The 17905-nt window shown below is 72.9% G+C and carries 13 protein-coding genes; 7 read left to right on the top strand and 6 right to left on the bottom strand.

Annotation, left to right across the window (positions count from 1 at the left end; genetic code table 11):
- Window positions 1–23 precede the first annotated feature (23 nt).
- Complete coding sequence (locus M8C11_RS05680) at window positions 24–704, top strand: GntR family transcriptional regulator (RefSeq protein WP_252448660.1); 681 nt, start codon at window positions 24–26, stop codon at window positions 702–704.
- A 1-nt stretch (window position 705) separates the two neighbouring features.
- Here M8C11_RS05680 and M8C11_RS05685 read toward each other — a convergent pair whose 3' ends face one another.
- Window positions 706–2196, bottom strand: a complete 1491-nt coding sequence (locus M8C11_RS05685; RefSeq protein WP_252448661.1) for an aldehyde dehydrogenase family protein — start codon at window positions 2194–2196, stop codon at window positions 706–708.
- A gap of 76 nt (window positions 2197–2272) precedes the next feature.
- On the opposite strand from M8C11_RS05685, the gene M8C11_RS05690 reads away from it, so the two are divergent.
- Entirely contained in the window at window positions 2273–3424 is a 1152-nt protein-coding gene (locus M8C11_RS05690; RefSeq protein WP_252448662.1) for an acyl-CoA dehydrogenase family protein, read from the top strand.
- Window positions 3425–3456: 32 nt separating this feature from the next.
- A complete protein-coding gene (locus M8C11_RS05695; RefSeq protein WP_252448663.1) occupies window positions 3457–5403 on the top strand; it encodes a GMC family oxidoreductase N-terminal domain-containing protein in 1947 nt (648 codons plus the stop codon).
- A gap of 6 nt (window positions 5404–5409) precedes the next feature.
- Here M8C11_RS05695 and M8C11_RS05700 read toward each other — a convergent pair whose 3' ends face one another.
- Together M8C11_RS05700 and M8C11_RS05705 are read right to left on the bottom strand one after the other, a co-directional pair.
- Window positions 5410–7557 carry a 3-hydroxyacyl-CoA dehydrogenase NAD-binding domain-containing protein gene (locus M8C11_RS05700; RefSeq protein ID WP_252448664.1) on the bottom strand — a complete coding sequence of 716 codons (2148 nt, stop codon included), beginning with the start codon at window positions 7555–7557 and terminating at the stop codon, window positions 5410–5412.
- Window positions 7558–7566: 9 nt separating this feature from the next.
- Window positions 7567–8781 carry an acetyl-CoA C-acetyltransferase gene (locus M8C11_RS05705; RefSeq protein ID WP_120570672.1) on the bottom strand — a complete coding sequence of 405 codons (1215 nt, stop codon included), beginning with the start codon at window positions 8779–8781 and terminating at the stop codon, window positions 7567–7569.
- Window positions 8782–8943: 162 nt separating this feature from the next.
- On the opposite strand from M8C11_RS05705, the gene M8C11_RS05710 reads away from it, so the two are divergent.
- Together M8C11_RS05710 and M8C11_RS05715 are read left to right on the top strand one after the other, a co-directional pair.
- Window positions 8944–10152, top strand: coding sequence for a TetR/AcrR family transcriptional regulator (locus tag M8C11_RS05710; protein WP_252448665.1), 1209 nt, complete (start codon window positions 8944–8946; stop codon window positions 10150–10152).
- A 92-nt stretch (window positions 10153–10244) separates the two neighbouring features.
- The gene (locus M8C11_RS05715; RefSeq protein WP_252448666.1) at window positions 10245–11408 is read left to right on the top strand and encodes a TetR/AcrR family transcriptional regulator; all 1164 of its coding nucleotides are present in this window, start codon (window positions 10245–10247) and stop codon (window positions 11406–11408) included.
- Window positions 11409–11421: 13 nt separating this feature from the next.
- On the opposite strand, the gene M8C11_RS05720 is transcribed toward M8C11_RS05715, so the two are convergent.
- A complete protein-coding gene (locus tag M8C11_RS05720) occupies window positions 11422–12639 on the bottom strand; it encodes an oxygenase MpaB family protein (protein ID WP_091423732.1) in 1218 nt (405 codons plus the stop codon).
- A 153-nt stretch (window positions 12640–12792) separates the two neighbouring features.
- On the opposite strand from M8C11_RS05720, the gene M8C11_RS05725 reads away from it, so the two are divergent.
- Window positions 12793–13764, top strand: coding sequence for an oxygenase MpaB family protein (locus M8C11_RS05725; RefSeq protein WP_252448667.1), 972 nt, complete (start codon window positions 12793–12795; stop codon window positions 13762–13764).
- Here M8C11_RS05725 and M8C11_RS05730 read toward each other — a convergent pair.
- Both M8C11_RS05730 and M8C11_RS05735 read right to left on the bottom strand, forming a co-directional pair.
- Entirely contained in the window at window positions 13672–15534 is a 1863-nt protein-coding gene (locus tag M8C11_RS05730; RefSeq protein WP_252448668.1) for a long-chain fatty acid--CoA ligase, read from the bottom strand. The genes M8C11_RS05725 and M8C11_RS05730 overlap by 93 nt on opposite strands.
- A gap of 202 nt (window positions 15535–15736) precedes the next feature.
- Window positions 15737–16504: an SDR family NAD(P)-dependent oxidoreductase gene (locus tag M8C11_RS05735; protein WP_252448669.1), complete on the bottom strand. Its 768-nt coding sequence runs from the start codon at window positions 16502–16504 to the stop codon at window positions 15737–15739.
- A 161-nt stretch (window positions 16505–16665) separates the two neighbouring features.
- Here M8C11_RS05735 and M8C11_RS05740 point away from each other — a divergent pair, with 161 nt between their 5' ends.
- Window positions 16666–17865 (top strand): oxygenase MpaB family protein, encoded by a 1200-nt coding sequence (locus tag M8C11_RS05740; protein ID WP_225853077.1) that lies wholly within the window; start codon window positions 16666–16668, stop codon window positions 17863–17865.
- The last annotated feature ends 40 nt before the right edge of the window (window positions 17866–17905 follow it).

The following is a 17905-nucleotide window of genomic DNA, read 5'->3' on the forward strand; positions in this document are numbered from 1 at the left end:
TTGACATTTGATACCCTCAGGTGGTGGCGGACCGCGGCAGGATCCAGAACGTCTCCCAGCCCCAGCTCTCCGAGACCGTGGCGAGTCTGCTGCGCGACCGGATCATGTCCGGCCAGCTGCGCCCCGGCGAACGCATCCGGCTGGAGGAGGTCGCCCAGGAGACCGGGCTGAGCATCACGCCGGTACGCGAGGCGCTGCTGATGCTGCGCGCGGAGGACATGGTCGAGCTGCAACCGCGCCGCGGGCACGTGGTGGCGCCGCTGTCCCGGCAGGACATCATCGACGTGTTCAGCCTCCAGGGCCACATCGCCGGTGAGCTGGCCGCCCGGGTCGCCACCGGCATCACCCCGGACCAGCTCGACGACCTGCGGCAGCAGCACGAGCGGCTGCGCCGCGCCGCCCAGGCCCGGCAGGTCAGCCGCGTGGAGCAGCTCGAATACGAGTTCCACCGCCGGATCAACCGGCTCGCCGACGCGCGCAAGCTGTCCTGGCTGCTGCGGACCGTGACCCGCTACACGCCGTCGCGGTTCTACGCCGCCGACCCCGAGTGGCGGGCGGGCATGATCGCCGATCACGAGGCGCTGCTCGACGCGCTCGAAGCCCGCGACCCGGAGGCCGTCCGGCCGGTCATGGCCCGGCACTTCACCGACGGCGCGGAACGGCTGGTCAAGCACCTCGACGGGCTGGGCGTGTGGAACGAGTGAGTCATCGGCGGCCATGACGCCACGCGAACATCGCCAGCGAGCGCTTCATGGCGGAGGCGGACGGCTGGAGCGTCATCACCTCGATCAGCGGCCGGAACCGCTGCCACGTCACCGATCGCGCCCGGCTGAACTCGCGCAGGCCGTCCGCGCCGTGGACCCGGCCGAACCCCGAGTCGCCCACACCGCCGAAGGGCAGTGACGGCACGCCCGCGTACCCCAGCACGGAGTTGACCGACACCGCGCCGGCCCGCAGCCGCCCGGCGAGCGCCAGGCCACGGCGGCGGTCGCGGGTGAAGATCGAACCGGAGAGCCCGTAGCTGGTCGCGTTCGTCCGGCGTACCGCCTCGTCGGCGTCGGCCACCGGGTTGACCACGAGCACCGGGCCGAACGTCTCCTCGGTGACGGCGGTGCTGTCCTCGGGGACGTCGGTCAGCACGACCGGCTCCACGAACGGGGGCCGGACCGAATCCGCGTCGCCGACCACAGCCCGGGCGCCCCGGTCGAGCGCGTCGGTGACGTGGCGCCGGACGACCTCGGGCTGGGCGGGTGTGGTCATCGGCCCGTACGGCGCGTCCGGCTCGGCGCCCGGCCGGACCTGCCGTGCCAGGTCGGTGAGCGTGGCCAGGAACGGCTCGTAGACGGACCGTTCGACGTAGACGCGCTCGACGCCGGCACACGTCTGCCCGGCGTTGCCCAGGCCGCCGAAGACCGCCGCCCGCGCGGCCGCGTCCAGGTCGGCGTCGGCGGTGACGATCAGCGCGTCCTTGCCGCCGCCCTCGATCACCACCGGGGTCAGGCTCTCGGCGCAGGCGGCCATCACCGCGCGCCCAGTCGCGGCCGACCCGGTGAACGCGATCTTGTCGGCCGACGCGCGGCACAGCGCGGCGCCGGTCGTGCCGTCGCCGGTCACCACCTGGAGGACCGGGTGGTCGGGGAACAGCTCGTGCCAGCGCTCGGCCAGCCACACACCGACGCCGGGGGTGAACTCGCTGGGCTTGAACACCACCGCGTTGCCGGCCGCGAGCGCGTGCGACACCGCGCCCATCGGCGTGTAGACGGGGTAGTTCCACGGACCGATCACGCCAACCACGCCGTACGGCACGTACTCGACGGAGGCGGCCTGGTTGAACGCGAGCAGGCCGGAGGAGACCGACCGTCGCCTGAGCACCCGCGCGGCGTGCCGGGCCGCCCAGTCCAGGTGCTCGACGGCGAGCATCACCTCGAGCTGCGCCCCGGCGAGGCTCTTGCCGGTCTCGCTCCGGACGATCCCGGCCAGTTCCTCGATGCCGCCGGCGACCGCCGCCTTGTACGCCAGCAGGTGGCGGCGGCGTTGCCGGGCGTCCAGGGCGGCCCACCAGCCGGCCGCCTCGCGGGCCCGCGCCACGGCGGCGCGCACGGCGGCGTCGTCGGCGATCTCGTAGTCGGCGCGGTGCTCACCTGTCACCGGGTCGACGACGCGCAGCCGGCGAGGGTGCTCCACGAGGGACGTCATCGACAGCCTCCTGACATTTGATATTCGATAGTCTAGCCTTGCTGTCAATCCCTGCTGACGCGCTGGAGGTACCGCGGTGGAGTGGAGCGACGAGCAACGATCCCTGGTCGAGGCGGTGCGGGACTTCTGCCGCCGCGAGGTGGGCACCCGCGAGCAGCGGCGGAACCTCACGAACGGCGGCCGGGAACCGCACAGCCCGGAGCTGTACCGCAAGATGGCCGACCTCGGCTGGCTGGGCCTGTCCCTGCCCGAGGAGTTCGACGGCGGCGGCGCCGGCATGACGGAGCTGTGCCTGTTCCTGGAGGAGACGGCCCGCGCGATGGCCCCGATCGGCGGCTTCACCACCTCGATCATCGTGGCCGCCACCTACCAGCGGTTCGGCACGCCGGCGCAGAAGAAGCTGATCCTGTCCGGAGTGGCCCGCGGCGTCATCGAGGCGGTCGCGATGTCCGAGCCCGAGGCCGGCTCCGACGTGGCGAACCTGAGCTGCCGCGCCGAGCGCCGCGACGACGGGTACGTCGTCAACGGCCAGAAGACGTGGTGTTCGAACGCCCACCTGGCCGAGCACATCCTGCTGGTCGCCCGCACCTCCGGCCGGGCCGGCGACCACCACGGCCTGACCATGTTCCTGGTCCCCGCCTCGGCGCCCGGCCTGACCGTCTCCGGCATCGACACAATGGGCGGCCGGGAGGTGAACGACCTCTACTTCACCGACTGCGCGCTGCCCGCCGACGCCGTGGTCGGCGAGGTCGACAACGGCTGGCGGCAACTGATGGCCGGGCTCAACATGGAGCGGCTGATCCTCGCCAGCGTCATGCTCGGCACCGCGCAGCGGGCGTTCGACGACGTCGTGGAGTACGTCCGGAACCGGCGGCAGTTCCGCCGGCCGATCGGATCGTTCCAGGTGCTCCGGCACCGGCTGGCCGACCTGGCCACCGAGATCGAGTGCGCCCGGCTGCTGGTCTACGACACCGCCGCCAAGGTCGACAGGGCACCGGACACGGTGCTGCCCCGGGAGAGTTCGATGGCGAAGCTCAAGGCCACCGAGACCGCCCGCCGGGTCACCCTGGACGCGATGCAGATGATGGGCGGCTACGGCTACACCACCGAGTTCGACATGGAGCGCCTGGTCCGCTCGTCGATCGTGTCCACCGTCTACGGCGGCGCCAGCGAGATCCAGCGCGAGATCATCGCCAAGACGTACGGCCTGTCCGAGCAGATGTCCTGACCCATCCGGCCCCTCGGTCGATCGGAGGCACCGTGCACCTGTCCGACCGCCAGCGCGCCGCCCTGGCGAGCATCTGCGACACGTTCGCGCCGGGTGACGGCGCCGGGATCCCGTCGGCCAGCCGGCTCGGCGCGACCGAGGTGATGGCCGCGCTCGTCCTGCACAATCCGCGCACCGCCGAGGTCCGGCAGTTCCTGCGGCTGCTGGACCGGTGGGACTCCCCGGTCACCCAGTTCGTCCTCGGCGGTTGCGCGCAGCCGTTCTCCCGGCAGTCGCCGCAACGCCGGGAGAGGACGCTGCTCGCGCTGGCCCACTCGCGGGTCACCGCCAAACGGGCGCTGTTCCAGGCACTCAAGGGCGCCGCCACCCTCTCCTACTACCTGACGCCGGGGCCGGCCGGGCACTCGCCCGTGTGGGACGCCATCGGCTATCCCGGACCGCTCGGGGTCCGGGCCGACGCGCCCGCGCCGCCGCTGACCCCGGTCCACCCGTCCGCGCCGGCCACACTGGACTGCGACGTCGTCGTCGTCGGATCCGGCGCCGGCGGCGGCACTGCCGCCGCGGTCCTCGCCGGGCACGGCCTGGACGTGGTCGTCGTCGAGAAGGGCGGCTACTACGACGACCGGGACTTCGACGGCGGGGAGCTGTCCGGGCTGTCCCGGCTCTACGCCCCCGGCCCCGCCGCCACCGCCGAGGGCCAGCTCAGCCTCCTCCAGGGACAGTGCCTCGGCGGGGGCACAGTGGTGAACTACACCACGTCGTTCCCCACCCCGGCCCGGGTACGCGAGGAGTGGGCCGCGCTCGGCGTGCCGCAGTTCGCCACCGACGAGTACGACGGCTGCCTCGACGCGGTGTGGACGCGGCTCGGCGTCAACCGCGAGCACGGCCGGATCTCCTCCCGGGACGCGCTGATGGAGCGCGGACTGAACCGGCTGGGCTGGCACGTCGACGAGATGCCCCGCAACGTCGACGGCTGCGACACCGGTGTCGAGTGCGGGCGCTGCGGCCTGGGCTGCCGGATCGGCGCCAAACGGTCCGCGACGAAGACCTGGCTGGCCGACGCGGAACGCGCCGGTGCGCGGCTCGTCGTCGGCGTCGACGTGCGGACCGTCACCGTCGAAGCGGGCCGGGCGACGGGCGTGACCGGCCACACCGCGGACGGCCATCCGGTCGCCGTACGCGCCCGCGCCGTGGTGGTCGCCGCCGGCAGCGTGCAGACACCCGCACTGCTCCGCCGCTCCGGGCTCACCAACCCGAACATCGGCCGGCACCTGCACCTGCATCCGGCGACCGGCGTGTGGGGCGTGTTCGCCGAGGAGGTCCGGCCGTGGGAGGGCGGGATGCAGACCCGGTACTCCACCGAACACGCCGACCTCGACGGCCGCGGCTACGGCGTCATCTACGAGACCGCCGCCACCAACCCGGCCACCGCCGTGTCGTTCATGAGCTGGACGGGCGGACGGGCACATCTGGACCGGATGCGCGCGCTGCCACACCTCGGCGGAGTCGGCGTGATCACCCGCGACCGCGACAGCGGTGAGGTGCGGGTCGGCCGCGACGGCGAGCCGGTGGTGCACTACCGCCTGTCCCCCTACGACGCGGCCCACCTGCGGGCGGGGATCGCCGGCGCGGCCCGGATCGTCGAGGCGGCCGGAGCGCTGCGGCTCTGGTCCGGACACCAGCGCGGCCCGGTCTGGGAACGCGGCACGGGTTCCGTCGACGAGTTCGTCCGGCACGTCGAGACGCTGGGAACCGCGCCCGGGCAGGTCACCATGGCCGCCCTGCACATCATGGGCGCGGCCCGGATGGGCGGCAGCGCGGCGACGTCGGTGGCCCGGCCGGACGGCGCGACGTGGGAGGTCCCCAACCTGGTCCTCGCCGACGCGTCGACCTTCCCGGGGTCGCTGGGCGTCAACCCGATGATCTCCGTGGAGGCCATCGCGTACATGAACGCCCAGCGACTCGCCGCCGCGCTCTGACCGCCGCTACTCGAACCGTTCGCCCCGCTCGGCCATCGCCGTCAGCAGCGGCGGCGGGTCGAACCGCTCGCCGTAGCGCTCGGCCAGCACCCGGGCGCGGGCCACGAAGCCCGGCAGCCCGCCGTCGTACTGGTTGACGTACTGGAGGACGCCGCCGGTCCAGCTCGGATAGCCGATGCCCAGGATCGAGCCGACGTTGGCGTCCGCCACCGAGGTCAGCACGCCCTCGTCCAGGCACCGCACCGACTCGATCGCCTCGATGAAGAGCATCCGCTCCTTGAGGTCCTCGAACGGCGTGTCCAGGTTCGTGCCGCCGAACTGCTCCCGCAGACCCGGCCAGAGCCCGGCCCGCTTCCCGTCGCGGTAGTCGTAGAAGCCGGCGCCACCGGAGCGCCCGGTCCGGCCGCACTCGTCGATCATCCGGTCGATCACCGCGTCGGCCGCGTGCGGCGTCCAGGTGCCTCCGGCGGCCACAGTGGCCGCGGCCGTCTCCTGCCGGATCTTCCGGGGCAGGGTCAGGGTCAGCTCGTCCATCAGCGCGAGGACCGGCGCGGGATACCCGGCCTGGCTGCTCGCCTGCTCGATGGTCGCCGCCGGGATGCCCTCGGCCAGCATCGCCACGCCCTCGTTGGTGAACGTCCCGATGACCCGGCTGGTGAAGAAGCCCCGGCTGTCGTTGACCACGATCGGCGTCTTGCGCAGCCGGCGGACGACGCCCAGGGCGCGGCCCAGTGTGGTCTCGTCGGTCCGCTCCCCGCGGATCACCTCGACCAGCGGCATCTTGTCCACCGGGGAGAAGAAGTGCAGCCCGACGAACTCCTCCGGCCGGCTGACGCCCTCGGCGAGCAGCGTGATGGGCAGCGTGGAGGTGTTGGAGGCGATGAGCGCGTCCGGCGCGACCTGTTCGATCTCGGCGTACACCTTGTGCTTGAGCGCCGGGTCCTCGAAGACCGCCTCGATGACGAGGTCGACGCCGGCCAGGTCGGCGACGTCGCCGGTGGCGTGGATGCGGGCCAGGAACTCGTCGCGCTCCGCCGGTGTCGTCCGGCCCCGGGCGACGGCCTTGTCGAGCAGGCCCGCCGAGTACGCCTTGCCGCGCGCCGCACCCTCGGCGGTAACGTCCTTGAGCACCACCCGCATGCCGGCGCGGGCGCAGACGTACGCGATGGCGGCGCCCATCATGCCCGCGCCGACGACCGCGACGCTGCGCACCGGCTCGTGGTCCCCGCCGGCGGCCCGGGACCGGGCGGCCTGGAGGTCGAAGAAGAGCGCCTTGATCATGTTCTTGGCGATCTGCCCGGTGGCCAGCTCGGTGAAGTACCGGCCCTCGATCGCGAACGCGGTGTCCAGGTCGACCTGGGCGCCCTCGACGGCGGCGGCGAGGATGTTGCGGGGCGCCGGGTAGGGCGCGCCCTTGAGCTGCTTGCGCAGCAGGGCGGGCATGGCCGGCAACTGCATCGCGAGGCCGGGGCTGGACGGGGTGCCGCCGGGCATCCGGTAGCCCTTGCGGTCGTACGGCTGGGTCGCGTCCGGGTGGGCGGCGATCCAGTCGCGGGCTGCGGCCATCAGGGCGTCCCGGTCGGCGGCGATCTCGTCGACGAGCCCGTGCGCGAGCGCGTCCTGCGGCCGGCGGCGCTGGCCGCGCAGCAGCCAGTCGGTCAGCGCGGCGGTGACGCCGAGCAGCCGGACGGTACGCACCACGCCGCCGCAGCCGGGCAGCAGGCCGAGCGTGACCTCGGGAAAGCCGATCTCGATGGCCGGGTCGTCGAGCACGACCCGGTGGTGGCAGCCCAGCGCCAGTTCCAGCCCGCCGCCGAGGGCCGATCCGTTGATCGCGGCGACGACCGGCCGGCCGAGCGTCTCCAGCCGGCGTACGGCGTGCTTGAGCGCGGCCGCGTCGGCGGCGGACGCCTCGGCGTCGGCGGGCGTCAGCCGCACCAGGGTCTCCAGGTCGCCGCCGGCGAAGAACGTCTTCTTGGCCGAGGTGACGATCACGCCGGTGATCCGGTCGCGCTCGGCTTCGAGCCGGTCCACCGTGGCCGTGAGGCTCGCGCCGAACTCCGCGTTCATCACGTTCGCCGAGCGGCCGGGGTGGTCGAGGGTGAGCAGCACGATGCCGTCGTCGCCGTGCTCCCACCGGATGGTGTTGGCCATTCGTGCTCCTCAGATTCGTTCGATCACGGTGGCGATGCCCATGCCGCCGCCCGCGCAGAGCGTGGCCAGGCCGTAGCGGCCGCCGCGTCGTTCCAGTTCGTCGACGAGCGTGCCGAGGATCATGGCGCCGGTCGCGCCCAGCGGGTGGCCCATCGCGATCGCCCCGCCGTTGGCGTTGACGATGTCCGGGTTCAGGCCGAGGTCGGCGACGAACCGCAGGACCACCGCGGCGAACGCCTCGTTGATCTCCACCAGGTCGAGGTCGTCGACGCCGAGACCGGCCTTGGCCAGGGCCTTGCGGGCGGCCGGGGCCGGGCCGGTGAGCATGATGGTCGGGTCGGCGCCGCTGAGCGCGGTGGCCACGACGCGGGCGCGCGGGGTGAGGCCGGCGGCGGCGCCGGCCGCCTCGCTGCCGATCGCGACGAGCGCGGCACCGTCCACGATGCCGGAGGAGTTCCCCGCGGTGTGGACGTGCTCGATCCGCTCGACCCAGTGGTACTTCTGCAACGCGACCGCGTCGAAGCCCGCCTTCTGGCCGATCTCGGCGAACGAGGGGCGCAGCGCGGCGAGGCTCTCCGCCGTCGAGTCCGCCCGGATGTGCTCGTCCCGGTCCAGGACGGTGAGCCCGTTGCGGTCGCGGACCGGCACCACGGACCGGGCGAAGTAGCCGTTGGCCCACGCCTTCGCGGCCCGCGCCTGCGACTGGAGCGCGTACGCGTCGACCGTCTCCCGGTCGAAGCCGGCGATGGTGGCGATGAGGTCGGCGCTGATGCCCTGCGGCACGAACCCGGTGGTGTAGTTGACCTCCGGATCGAGCGCCCACGCCCCGCCGTCGGAGCCCATCGGCACCCGGGACATCGACTCGACGCCACCGGCGAGGACGAGATCCTCCCAGCCGGAGCGCACCTTCTGCGCGGCGATGTTCACCGCCTCCAGGCCGGAGGCGCAGAAGCGGTTGAGCTGGACGCCGGCCACCGTGTCGGGCAGGCCGGCAGCGACGGCGGCGGTCCGGGCGATGTCGGCGCCCTGGTCGCCGAGCGGGGACACCACCCCGAGCACGATGTCGTCGATCAGCGCCGGATCGAGGCCGGGCATCCGCCGCAGGGTCTCCTCGATCAGGCCGGTGATCAGCGAAACCGGCTTCACCCCGTGCAACGCTCCGGTCGGCTTGCCCCGCCCGCGCGGCGTGCGCAACGCGTCGTAGATGAACGCATCGGTCGTCATGCCAAGCTCCTCATTGCTCACCCGCATGCGAATTTCGCCTAACTTTTCTTGAGCCTGCCGCCGCTTGTCAAGAAGCGTTCCGCGCTGTCCGGCTCCGGCTCCGCGACGGAAACCGCCGAGGGGCGCCACCGGATCCACGCGAGGGGGCGCTAACGTGTAGCGGTGCGACGAACAGCCAGCGACACCGCCCCGGCACCGGTCAGACGGCCCAAGGACCGCAAGGCCCGGATCGCGCTCGCCGGTGCCGAGCTGTTCTGCGAGCGGGGCTACCACGGCGTCTCGGTGGACGAGATCGCCGCCGCCGTCGGCATCAGCGGGCCGGCCGTCTACCGGCACTTCCCGAACAAGTACGCGATCCTCGTGCACGCCACCCGCGAGGTCGTCGGCGCCCTGCTCGCCGCGACCGGGCAGCCGGCGGCGAACAGCGCCGACGGGCTGCTCGACGAGCTGCTGCGCGCGCTCGCCGAGGTCGCGGTGAGCCGGCGGCGGGTGGCCGGGCTGTACCAGTGGGAGGGCCGCTACCTGACGCCCGAGCACCGGCAGGAGTTCGCCGCGTCGATGGCCACGCTCGTCGGCCGCGTCGCCGCGCCGCTGCGCGAGCTGCGTCCCGAGCTGACCGCCGGGCAGGCGGACCTGCTGGTGAACGCGGCGCTGAGCGCGTTCGGCAGCGTTACCACGTACCGGGCCGCGGCCACCGGCACCGACACCGAGCACCTGCTCACCCGGGTCGCCTGGACGCTGCTGCGGACCGACGCGCCGGCGGTGCCGCCGCGGCGGCGTCCCGCGCCGGAGGACACGCCCGCCACCGGCCCGGTGCGCCCGGCGTCGCGCCGCGAGTTGCTGCTGATCGAGGCGATGCGGCTGTTCCACAGGCACGGCTACCACGCCGTCGCGGTCGAGGACATCGGCCGCGCCGCGGGCATGCAGGCGTCCAGCGTGTACCGCTACTTCCCCGGCAAGGCCGACCTGCTCGCGGCCGCCTACTACCGGGCCACCGACCGGCTGACCGGTGCCACCACCGCGGCGATCGCCGACGCGAGCGACCCGGCCGACGCGCTGCACCGGGTGGTGCGGGCCTACGTCGACTTCGCGTTCGGCCAGAGCGACCTGGTCGCGGTGTACCTGGCGGAGAACAACAACCTGCCGGACCGGGACCGCCACGAGTTGCGCGGCGCGCAACGCCTGCACGTCGAGGAGTGGGTGGGCCTGGTCCGGGCGGTACGGCCGGACCTGCCGGCCGGCGACGCCCGCGTCCTCGTGCACGCCGCGCTGAACGTGGTCACCGACGTCGGACGGCTCGGCCGCTTCGACCGCACCGCGGGTTACGACACCTGGACCGCCCGGCTCGCGCTCGCCGTGCTGCACGCCTGAGCGGCGTCATCGCGAGGCGCGGGCGGCGTGAACCGCTGTGGTTGACTGACACCCATGGTCCTGTGCCCGTCCGCGTCCGCCCGGACGGTCCGGTGACCACCGGGCCGGCCGCGGCCACCCGGCCACGCAACCGCAGGCAGGTCATCGTGGAGTCGGCCGGGCAGGTGTTCAGCGAGCGCGGCTACCACGGCGCGTCCATGGAGGAGATCGCCGCGGCGGTCGGCATCAGCGCGCCGGCGCTGTACCGGCACTTCCCGAACAAGTACGCGTTGTTCGCCGAGTGCGCCAACGTCATGGTGGACAACCTGGTCGGGGTCGTCGACGAGTGGCCGCCCGACGCGGCGCTGGCCGACGTGCTGCTGGCCCTCACCCGGGTCACCGTCGCGCACCGCGCCTCCGGCGGCATCTACCGGTGGGAGGCCCGCTACCTCGGGCGCGCGGACCGCCACCTGCTCCGCGCGAAGTTCGGCCACGTCGTGGGCCGGGTGACCGAGATGGTACGGCGGGAGTACCCGCTGCCCGAAGAGCGGCTGCGGGCGGTCGCGGCCCTCGGTGTGATCGGCTCGGTGACCATGCACCACACCTCGATCGCCCAGCGCCGGATCGAGGATCTGGTGCTCCGGTCCGCGATGCGGGTGGTGGCCACCGACCCGACGACCGCCGCCGGGACGGCGCGGCTGGTCGAGCTGCCCGCCCAGCCGGTGCCCCGGACCCGGCGCGCGGAGATCCTGGCCGCGGCCGTGCCGCTGTTCGCCCGGGACGGCTTCGCCACCGTCACCAACGCGCAGATCGCCCAGGCGGTGGGGCTCGCGCCGTCCGCGATCTACCGCCACTATCCCGGCAAGGTGGACATCCTCGTGGCCGCCTGCCTCCAGGCGGCGGAACTGCTCGCCCAGGCCGTGGACCGCAGCCTCCAGCGGGCGGCCGATCCTCGTCAGGCGGTGGTCGCGCTGGCGGCGGCGTACGTGGCCTACTGCTTCGAGCACAACACCCTCAACAGCGTCGCCGAGGCCGAGGTGGCCGGGCTTCCGGACGACGTCCGGCGTCCGCTCATCCTCGCCCAGCGGGAGCACATCGCGGTCTGGGAGCAGCAGTTGCGGGCGGTCCGGCCGGACCTGGACCGGCGGCAGGCCCGGCTGCTCGTGCACGCCGGCTTCGGCGTGGCGGTGGAGGCCGGGCGGGCCCTGCGCTGGCAGGACTCGCCCGGCCACCGGGACGCGGTGACCGCGCTGGTCACCGGCGCCCTGACGCTGTGAAGCCGCACGCGCCTCAGGTGCCCGGCCGGTTCATGACCGGGATCGTGATCGGGGTGTGCGACGCGGACGAGCCGTTGTTGAGGAACAGCATCGCCAGCCCGCGGATGAACCTGTCGAACAGGCCGAACGTCTCCGGCATGAGCGGCGAGAGCCCTTCGCGGAACATCACGTACGTCGGCCAGCCGGCCTCGATCACACCCCGGGAGATGTAGTCGCGGGGCAGCCGCAGCCAGTCGCCGATCCGGTCGGTGAGCACGTAGCGCGCGAACTCCCGCTGGAATCCCCGGGTGACGCCCAGGTCCACCGAGGACGTCAGGTTCAGCAGGATGTCGGCCAGGTCGATGCCCTCGGGCGTCGGCGCGAGGAGCGGGTTCAGCGCGTACCGGGACTGCTCCTCGGCGGCGGCCCAGCTGTTCGGGATGAACTCGTCGCGGACCCCGAGCAGGTGCAGGGCGACCTGCCACATGTGCAGGTAGGCCTCCTCCTCCGCGGCCGACATCCGCAGGCCCCAGCGACGCCAGTCGAGCAGCTTGCGGTGCACGTAGGTGCCGAGGCTGTGGAAGGTGATGAGGATGTCGCCGTTGCTGATCGGGATCGGGTGGTCGGTGACGCCGCGCCACGGCGCGGACTGCGGCAGCAGGTGCCGTACGGCCGCGTGGGTGAGCCGCGTCTTGTGCGAGGTGACCACGAAGCTGCCGGTGGCCTTGAACGCGTCGGGAGCGCTCAGGTCGTACCCGTAGGTGAAGGTCTTCGCGGCGCGCGACTTCATGTCCGCGCCGCCCTCGGACCAGTAGACGTTGCGGGCCTCGCGCGGGATCACCGTGCTCATGATCCCGCTGCCCAGGCCGTAGAGCAGGAACAGGTACATGCTCATGCGCTTGTTGAACTGGGCGGCGCGGTCCAGCTTGGCCTGGTCGGCCCAGGACGGCAGCGTGTTGACGCGCCGCAGGTAGGTGGTGAGCGCCGGGGGCAGGCCGGCGGGCAGCGCGTCGCCGTTGCGGATCCAGGACGCGAACGCGGTGTTCACCGCCGGGATCTGACCGGCGTCCAGCAGCGAGGCGACGAGCGGGTCGGTGTCGTCGTCCCAGACGTCCCACGGGTCGGTGACCGTGTCGGTCCCGGCGATCGAGCCGGACGACGACCACGCCCACGCCTTCGGGGTGTCCGCCACCGCCACCAGTCCCAGCGCGGCACCGAGCGTCAGGACGCTTCGTCTACTGAGATTCTCCATTAGCACCACTTCCCGGTTTCGACCGGACATCGCCCTGAACACCGGCCCGTGAGGTGCGCACAAGCAGGTTTCGAGTTATCCGGGGATGTGATTTTCTATTAACATAGAGGAGCTTGACTGCATGGGCAAGGGTGGACGGTGGAGGTGGTCGCGATGGCTCGTGACGGGCGGTACCGCTGGCTGCGCCGGATCGAGACGCTCGACCCGGTACGCGACCACCACGAGATCTACCGGCTCTCCGCCGGGTACGAGTTCCCCTTCGACTACCAGCGGGCGCTGGAGCTGGCGCTGCTGCGCACGTTCTGCGTGCCGGGCATCTCCGCGCTGCTCGACGCGACCGGCGAGTTCCGGCTGCGGGCGCAGCAGCGCTACGACGACACCGCGCTGCTGATGGCCGAGCTGCTGGAGCACGGGTACGACTCGCCGCGCGGCCGGGAGGCGCTGCGGGTGATCAACCGGGCGCACGGGCGGTACGCGATCTCGAACGACGACATGCGCTACGTGCTGTCCACGTTCGTCTACGAGCCCATCGACTGGCTGGACCGCTACGGCTGGCGCCCGCTGCACGAGCACGAGCGGCTGGCCGCGTTCCACTACTACCGCGCCGTCGGCGCGCGCATGGGCATCCGGGACGTCCCGGCGGACTTCGCCGCGTTCCGGGCCTTCAAGGACGCGTACGAGCGCGAGACGTTCCGCCGTACGCCGAGCAACGAGCGGGTCGCGGCGTACACGCTGGACCTGTTCGCGTCCTGGTACCCGGCGCCGCTGCGCCCGGCCGCGCGCCTCGGCGTGCGCGCGCTGCTGCCGCCCGAGATGCGCGCCGCCTTCGGGCTCCCGGCCGCGCCGCGGCCGCTGACCGCGCTGGTCGGCGGCGCGCTGCGCGCCCGGGCCGCCGTGGTGCGGCTGCTGCCCGCGCGGACGGTGAGCCGGCTGACCCGCGCGCCGCGCAACCGCACCTATCCCGGCTACCCGCGGGGGTACCGGCCCGCCGACCTCGGCGCGCCGCCACCCCCGCCCGGCATCGACCCGGCGCTACTCCGTGACGGGCTCCGCCACCGCGTCGCCCGGCCGGTAGAGGGCGTCGATCCGGTCGCCGTACCGGTCGACGACGACCCGGCGCCGTAGCTTCAACGTCGGGGTCAGCTCGCCCGACTCCGGCGTCCACGCCGACGGCAGCACCTGGAACGTCTTGACCTGCTCGGGCCGGGCGAGCCGCGCGTTGGCCGCGTCCACGGCGGCCTGGATCTCGGCCAGCAGCACCGGGTCCGACGCCAGGGCGGGCAGCTGCGGGTCGGCGACGCCGTGCGTGCGCGCCCACTGCGGCGCCACCTCCTCGTCCAGCACGATCAGCGCCGTGACGTACGGCCGCCGGTCGCCGATCGCCACCGCCTGACCGATGAGCGGGTGCGCCCGCAGCAGGTTCTCGATCTGCGCCGGCGAGATGTTCTTCCCGCTGGACGTGATGATGAGTTCCTTCTTGCGGTCGGTGATGGTGAGGAAGCCGTCGTCGTCGAGCGTCCCGACGTCGCCGGTGGCCAGCCAGCCGTCCGCGTCGACGACCGGCTCGACGGTGCCGTCCTCGCGCAGGTAGCCGGAGCACACGAGCGGACCCCGGACGAGAACCTCGCCGTCGTCGGCGAGGCGCACCTCCATGCCCACGTTGGGACGGCCGACGGTCCCGGTGCGGAAGCGGTCGGGGGTGTTGAGGGTGGCGGTGCCGGTGGTCTCGGTCAGACCCCACACCTCCAGCACGTCGACGCCGAGCCCGGCGAGGAACCGCAGCACGTCCACCGGGATCGGGGCGGCGCCGCTGCCGGGCCAGACCATGTTGTGCAGGCCCAGTGTCGACTGCAACGGTCGCAGCACGGTGTCGCGGGCCTGCGCCACCCGCGCGGCCAGCTCGTCCGGCACCGGCTTCCCGGCCGCGCGCAGCTCGTACGCCTCCAGGGTCACCGCGGTCGCGGCGGTGACGGCGGCGCGGACCGCGGGCTCGGCGCCGGCCAGGTGGGCCTGGACGCCGGCGGCCATCTTCTCCCAGACCCGCGGCACCCCGAAGAACGAGGCGGGACCGACGGTGCGCAGCGCCGCGACGAGCTGCGTGGCGTCGGGGCAGATGGTCACGTGCCCGGCGCGGTAGATCGGGTTGTAGATGCCGAGGAACCGTTCGGCGATGTGCGCGAGCGGCAGGTAGGCCACAGTCGGCGCGTGGTCCGGGACGGACACCATCGCCTCCAGCGCCACCGCCTGGTAGAGCACGTTGTGGTGGCTGAGCACGACGCCCTTCGGGTCGCCCGTCGTCCCGGACGTGTAGAGCAGCGTCACCGGCTGCTCGGGCCGGATCGTGCGCCAGCGCCGCTCGAAGGCGTCCGGGTCCGCCTCGCGGGCGGTGCGGCCGAGGGTACGCACGCGGGACAGCGGCACGGCCTCCGTCGACGCTTCGCCCGGATCGTCCACCAGCACCACCCGGAGCAGGTCGGGCAGGTCGGGCAGGATCGGCCGCCAGCGCTCCAGCTCGGCCGGGCCCTCCAGCACGAGCACCTGGGCGGCGCTGTGCCGCGCCAGGTAGCGCATCTGCTCGGGGCTGAGCGTCGGGTAGATCGTGGAGGGCACCGCGCCCAGGTGGACCGCGGCGAGGTCGACCAGCCAGTGCTCGGCGCGGCTGGACATCATGACCAGCATGTGCCGCCCGGCCTCCAGGCCGATCTCGGCCAGGCCGGCGGACAGCTCGGCGACCTCGTCGCGCAGCTGCGCCCAGGTGCGGGTGTCGTCGCGGCCGAGCGTGGTCAGCGCGGGCCGGTCGCCGTGCTCGGTGGCGTTGCGGTGCAGCAGCGCCGGGACGGTCAGGTCGGCGGCTTTCTTGGCGCAGTCCTCGGCGAGGACGTCGGCGGGGTCCATGGGCTACTCCTTCACACGCAACCGGGCCTGGTGGTGGCAGGGCTGGCCGCACCCCGCCGTGGTGCCCGCGCGGGTTCCGCAGCCGATGGCAGCACTGTAAACGAGGGTTAACTTTCTGGGAAGGATCGCCCGCGATCTGGCGCTGTATCGACATGCGACGGTGACGCGGTGACGAACGCCGACTAACCAAAGGGTCCGCGGCTCACTGCGCGGTCCAGCCGCCGTCCACGTGCAACACACTGCCGGTGACGTAGCTCGCGGCGTCCGAGGCCAGGAACAGCACCGCGCCGACGACCTCCTCGGGGCGGCCGAACCGGCCCATCGGGATGCGGTCGCGCAGCCGCCTCGACCACTGCTCGTGGCCGCGCAGGCCCTCCGTCATCGGGGTCTCCAGGTAGCCGGGCGCGACCGCGTTGACGCGTACGCCGGCCGCCGCCCACTCCAGCGCCAGCGTGCGGGTGAGCTGCTCGACGCCGCCCTTGCTGGCGCTGTACGCGGCCAGGCGCGGGAAACCGACCTGACCGTGCACGGAGGACATGTTGACGATGCTGCCCGCGCCCTGCTCGACCATGACGGCGCCGGCCGCGCGGGCGCAGACGAACACCCCGGACAGGTTGGTGTCGATCACCTGCTGCCAGTCCCCCAGGCTCAGCCGTTCGCTGCGGTGCAGCGCCGGGCTGATGCCGGCGTTGTTGACGAGGACGTCCAGCCGGCCCCAGCGCTGCCGCGCGAGGCCGATGACGGCGTCGGCGGCGGACTCGTCGGCGACGTCCCCGGCGACCACTGCCGCCGTGCCGCCACCGGCCGCTATCCGGTCCCGCACCTCGTCCAGCGCGCCCGGGCGCCGCGACTGGAGGATCACCGACGCGCCGGCCCGCGCCAGCCCTTCGACGATCGCCGCACCGACGCCCTGGCTGGCTCCGGTCACCCACGCGACCCTGCCCGACAGCATCCCCTCGACCACCGCCACGGCGGGCTCCCCTCTTCTTGATCCATCGACAGTTGTCATCGTGAGCCTTGTGGACACCGTTACCACGTGCTCTCATGTGATACACGGGCGCAACATTCGTTTCACCGTATCAGCGGCCTCGACCCCGAGGAGTGAACGTGGAACCGGTAAGCAGACGCAAGATGTTGAAGGCCGGCGGAGCACTGGGCGCGCTCGGCGCGCTGAGCGTCGCCGCGCCGGCACAGGCGCGATCGGCGTGGACCTGGTCGCCCAAGGGATCGGTGGCCGGCGCCGGGGCGGGCGTGGACCCCCGCTGGGTGTGGGACGAGGAGGCCGACCCGCTCGTCGCCTCGCTCCTGGACCGGGGCGACGCACCACTGGTCAACCAACTGCTGCGGACGTGGACGAAGAACGGCCAGCCGCTGCCGTCCGGCCTCCCGGCGGACGTCCGCCAGTTCATCGAACGCGCACGCGTGCTGCCCTCCTGGGTCGACCAGGGCAAGCTGGCCACCGCCGTGCGCTTCAACGAGAAGCGCGGCCTCTACCTCGGCGTGCTCTACGGCCTGGCCAGCGGCATGATGAGCACCGTCATCCCGAAGGAGGCGCGCGCCGTCTACTACTCCAAGGGCGGCGCGGACATGAAGGACCGCATCTCCAAGACCGCCAAGCTCGGGTACGACATCGGCACCGCCAACGCGTACCAGCCCGACGGCTCGATGATCGTGACCGCCGTCAAGACCCGGCTGGCGCACGCCGGCGTGCGTCACCTCCTGCCGCAGTCGCCCGAGTGGGCCGACGTCGCACCCGAGGACATCCCGATCAGCCAGCGCGACCTGATGGTCACCTGGCACAGCCTGCCGACCACGGTCATGCGGAAGCTGACCGACTGGCGGGTGCCGATCCCCGCCGCCGAGTCGACCGCCTTCCTGCACCTGTGGCAGGTGGCCGCGCACATGCTCGGCATCAGGGACGAGTACATCCCGGCCACGTGGAGCGAGGCGAACTCCCAGGCCAGCGAGGTCCTCGACCCGATCCTGGCGCCCACCCGCGAGGGCAACGCGCTCGCCGACATCCTGCTCGGCCTCGGCAGGGAGATCGACGCCGGGCTGCTCAGCAAGCCCATCCTCGGCTCGTTCACCCGGTTCATGCTCGGCAACCAGATCGCCAACTGGCTGGAGATCCCGCGCGACCTGCTCTGGGACACGCTCCTGCGGACGAGCTGGGGCCCGTTCATCGCGGTCCGGGAGGCGCTGCTGCCGTTCCCGCTCGCACCGGAGTGCTACTGGCTGTTCGACGAGTTCCTCCGCAAGCTCGCCCTGCTGTTCCTGTCCGAGGGGCAGTCCATCAACATCGAGATCCCGCTCGGCAACCGCGAGTTCTGACCACCGCGTCGCAGCCGGGGCGCCTCCCGTCCCCGGCTGC

It is taken from the genome of Micromonospora sp. CPM1 (assembly GCF_023896895.1).
In the GTDB taxonomy this organism is placed as follows: Bacteria; Actinomycetota; Actinomycetes; order Mycobacteriales; family Micromonosporaceae; genus Micromonospora; species Micromonospora tulbaghiae.

Bases quoted from the DNA above. Each gene is read 5' to 3' on its own strand.
- M8C11_RS05700 (WP_252448664.1), bottom strand. From the start codon at position 7,557: ATGGCCAACACCATCCGGTGGGAGCACGGCGACGACGGCATCGTGCTG.
- M8C11_RS05725 (WP_252448667.1), top strand. From the start codon at position 12,793: ATGGCTCGTGACGGGCGGTACCGCTGGCTGCGCCGGATCGAGACGCTC.
- M8C11_RS05740 (WP_225853077.1), top strand. From the start codon at position 16,666: ATGTTGAAGGCCGGCGGAGCACTGGGCGCGCTCGGCGCGCTGAGCGTC.
- M8C11_RS05730 (WP_252448668.1), bottom strand. From the start codon at position 15,534: ATGGACCCCGCCGACGTCCTCGCCGAGGACTGCGCCAAGAAAGCCGCC.
- M8C11_RS05705 (WP_120570672.1), bottom strand. From the start codon at position 8,781: ATGACGACCGATGCGTTCATCTACGACGCGTTGCGCACGCCGCGCGGG.
- M8C11_RS05720 (WP_091423732.1), bottom strand. From the start codon at position 12,639: ATGGAGAATCTCAGTAGACGAAGCGTCCTGACGCTCGGTGCCGCGCTG.
- M8C11_RS05685 (WP_252448661.1), bottom strand. From the start codon at position 2,196: ATGACGTCCCTCGTGGAGCACCCTCGCCGGCTGCGCGTCGTCGACCCG.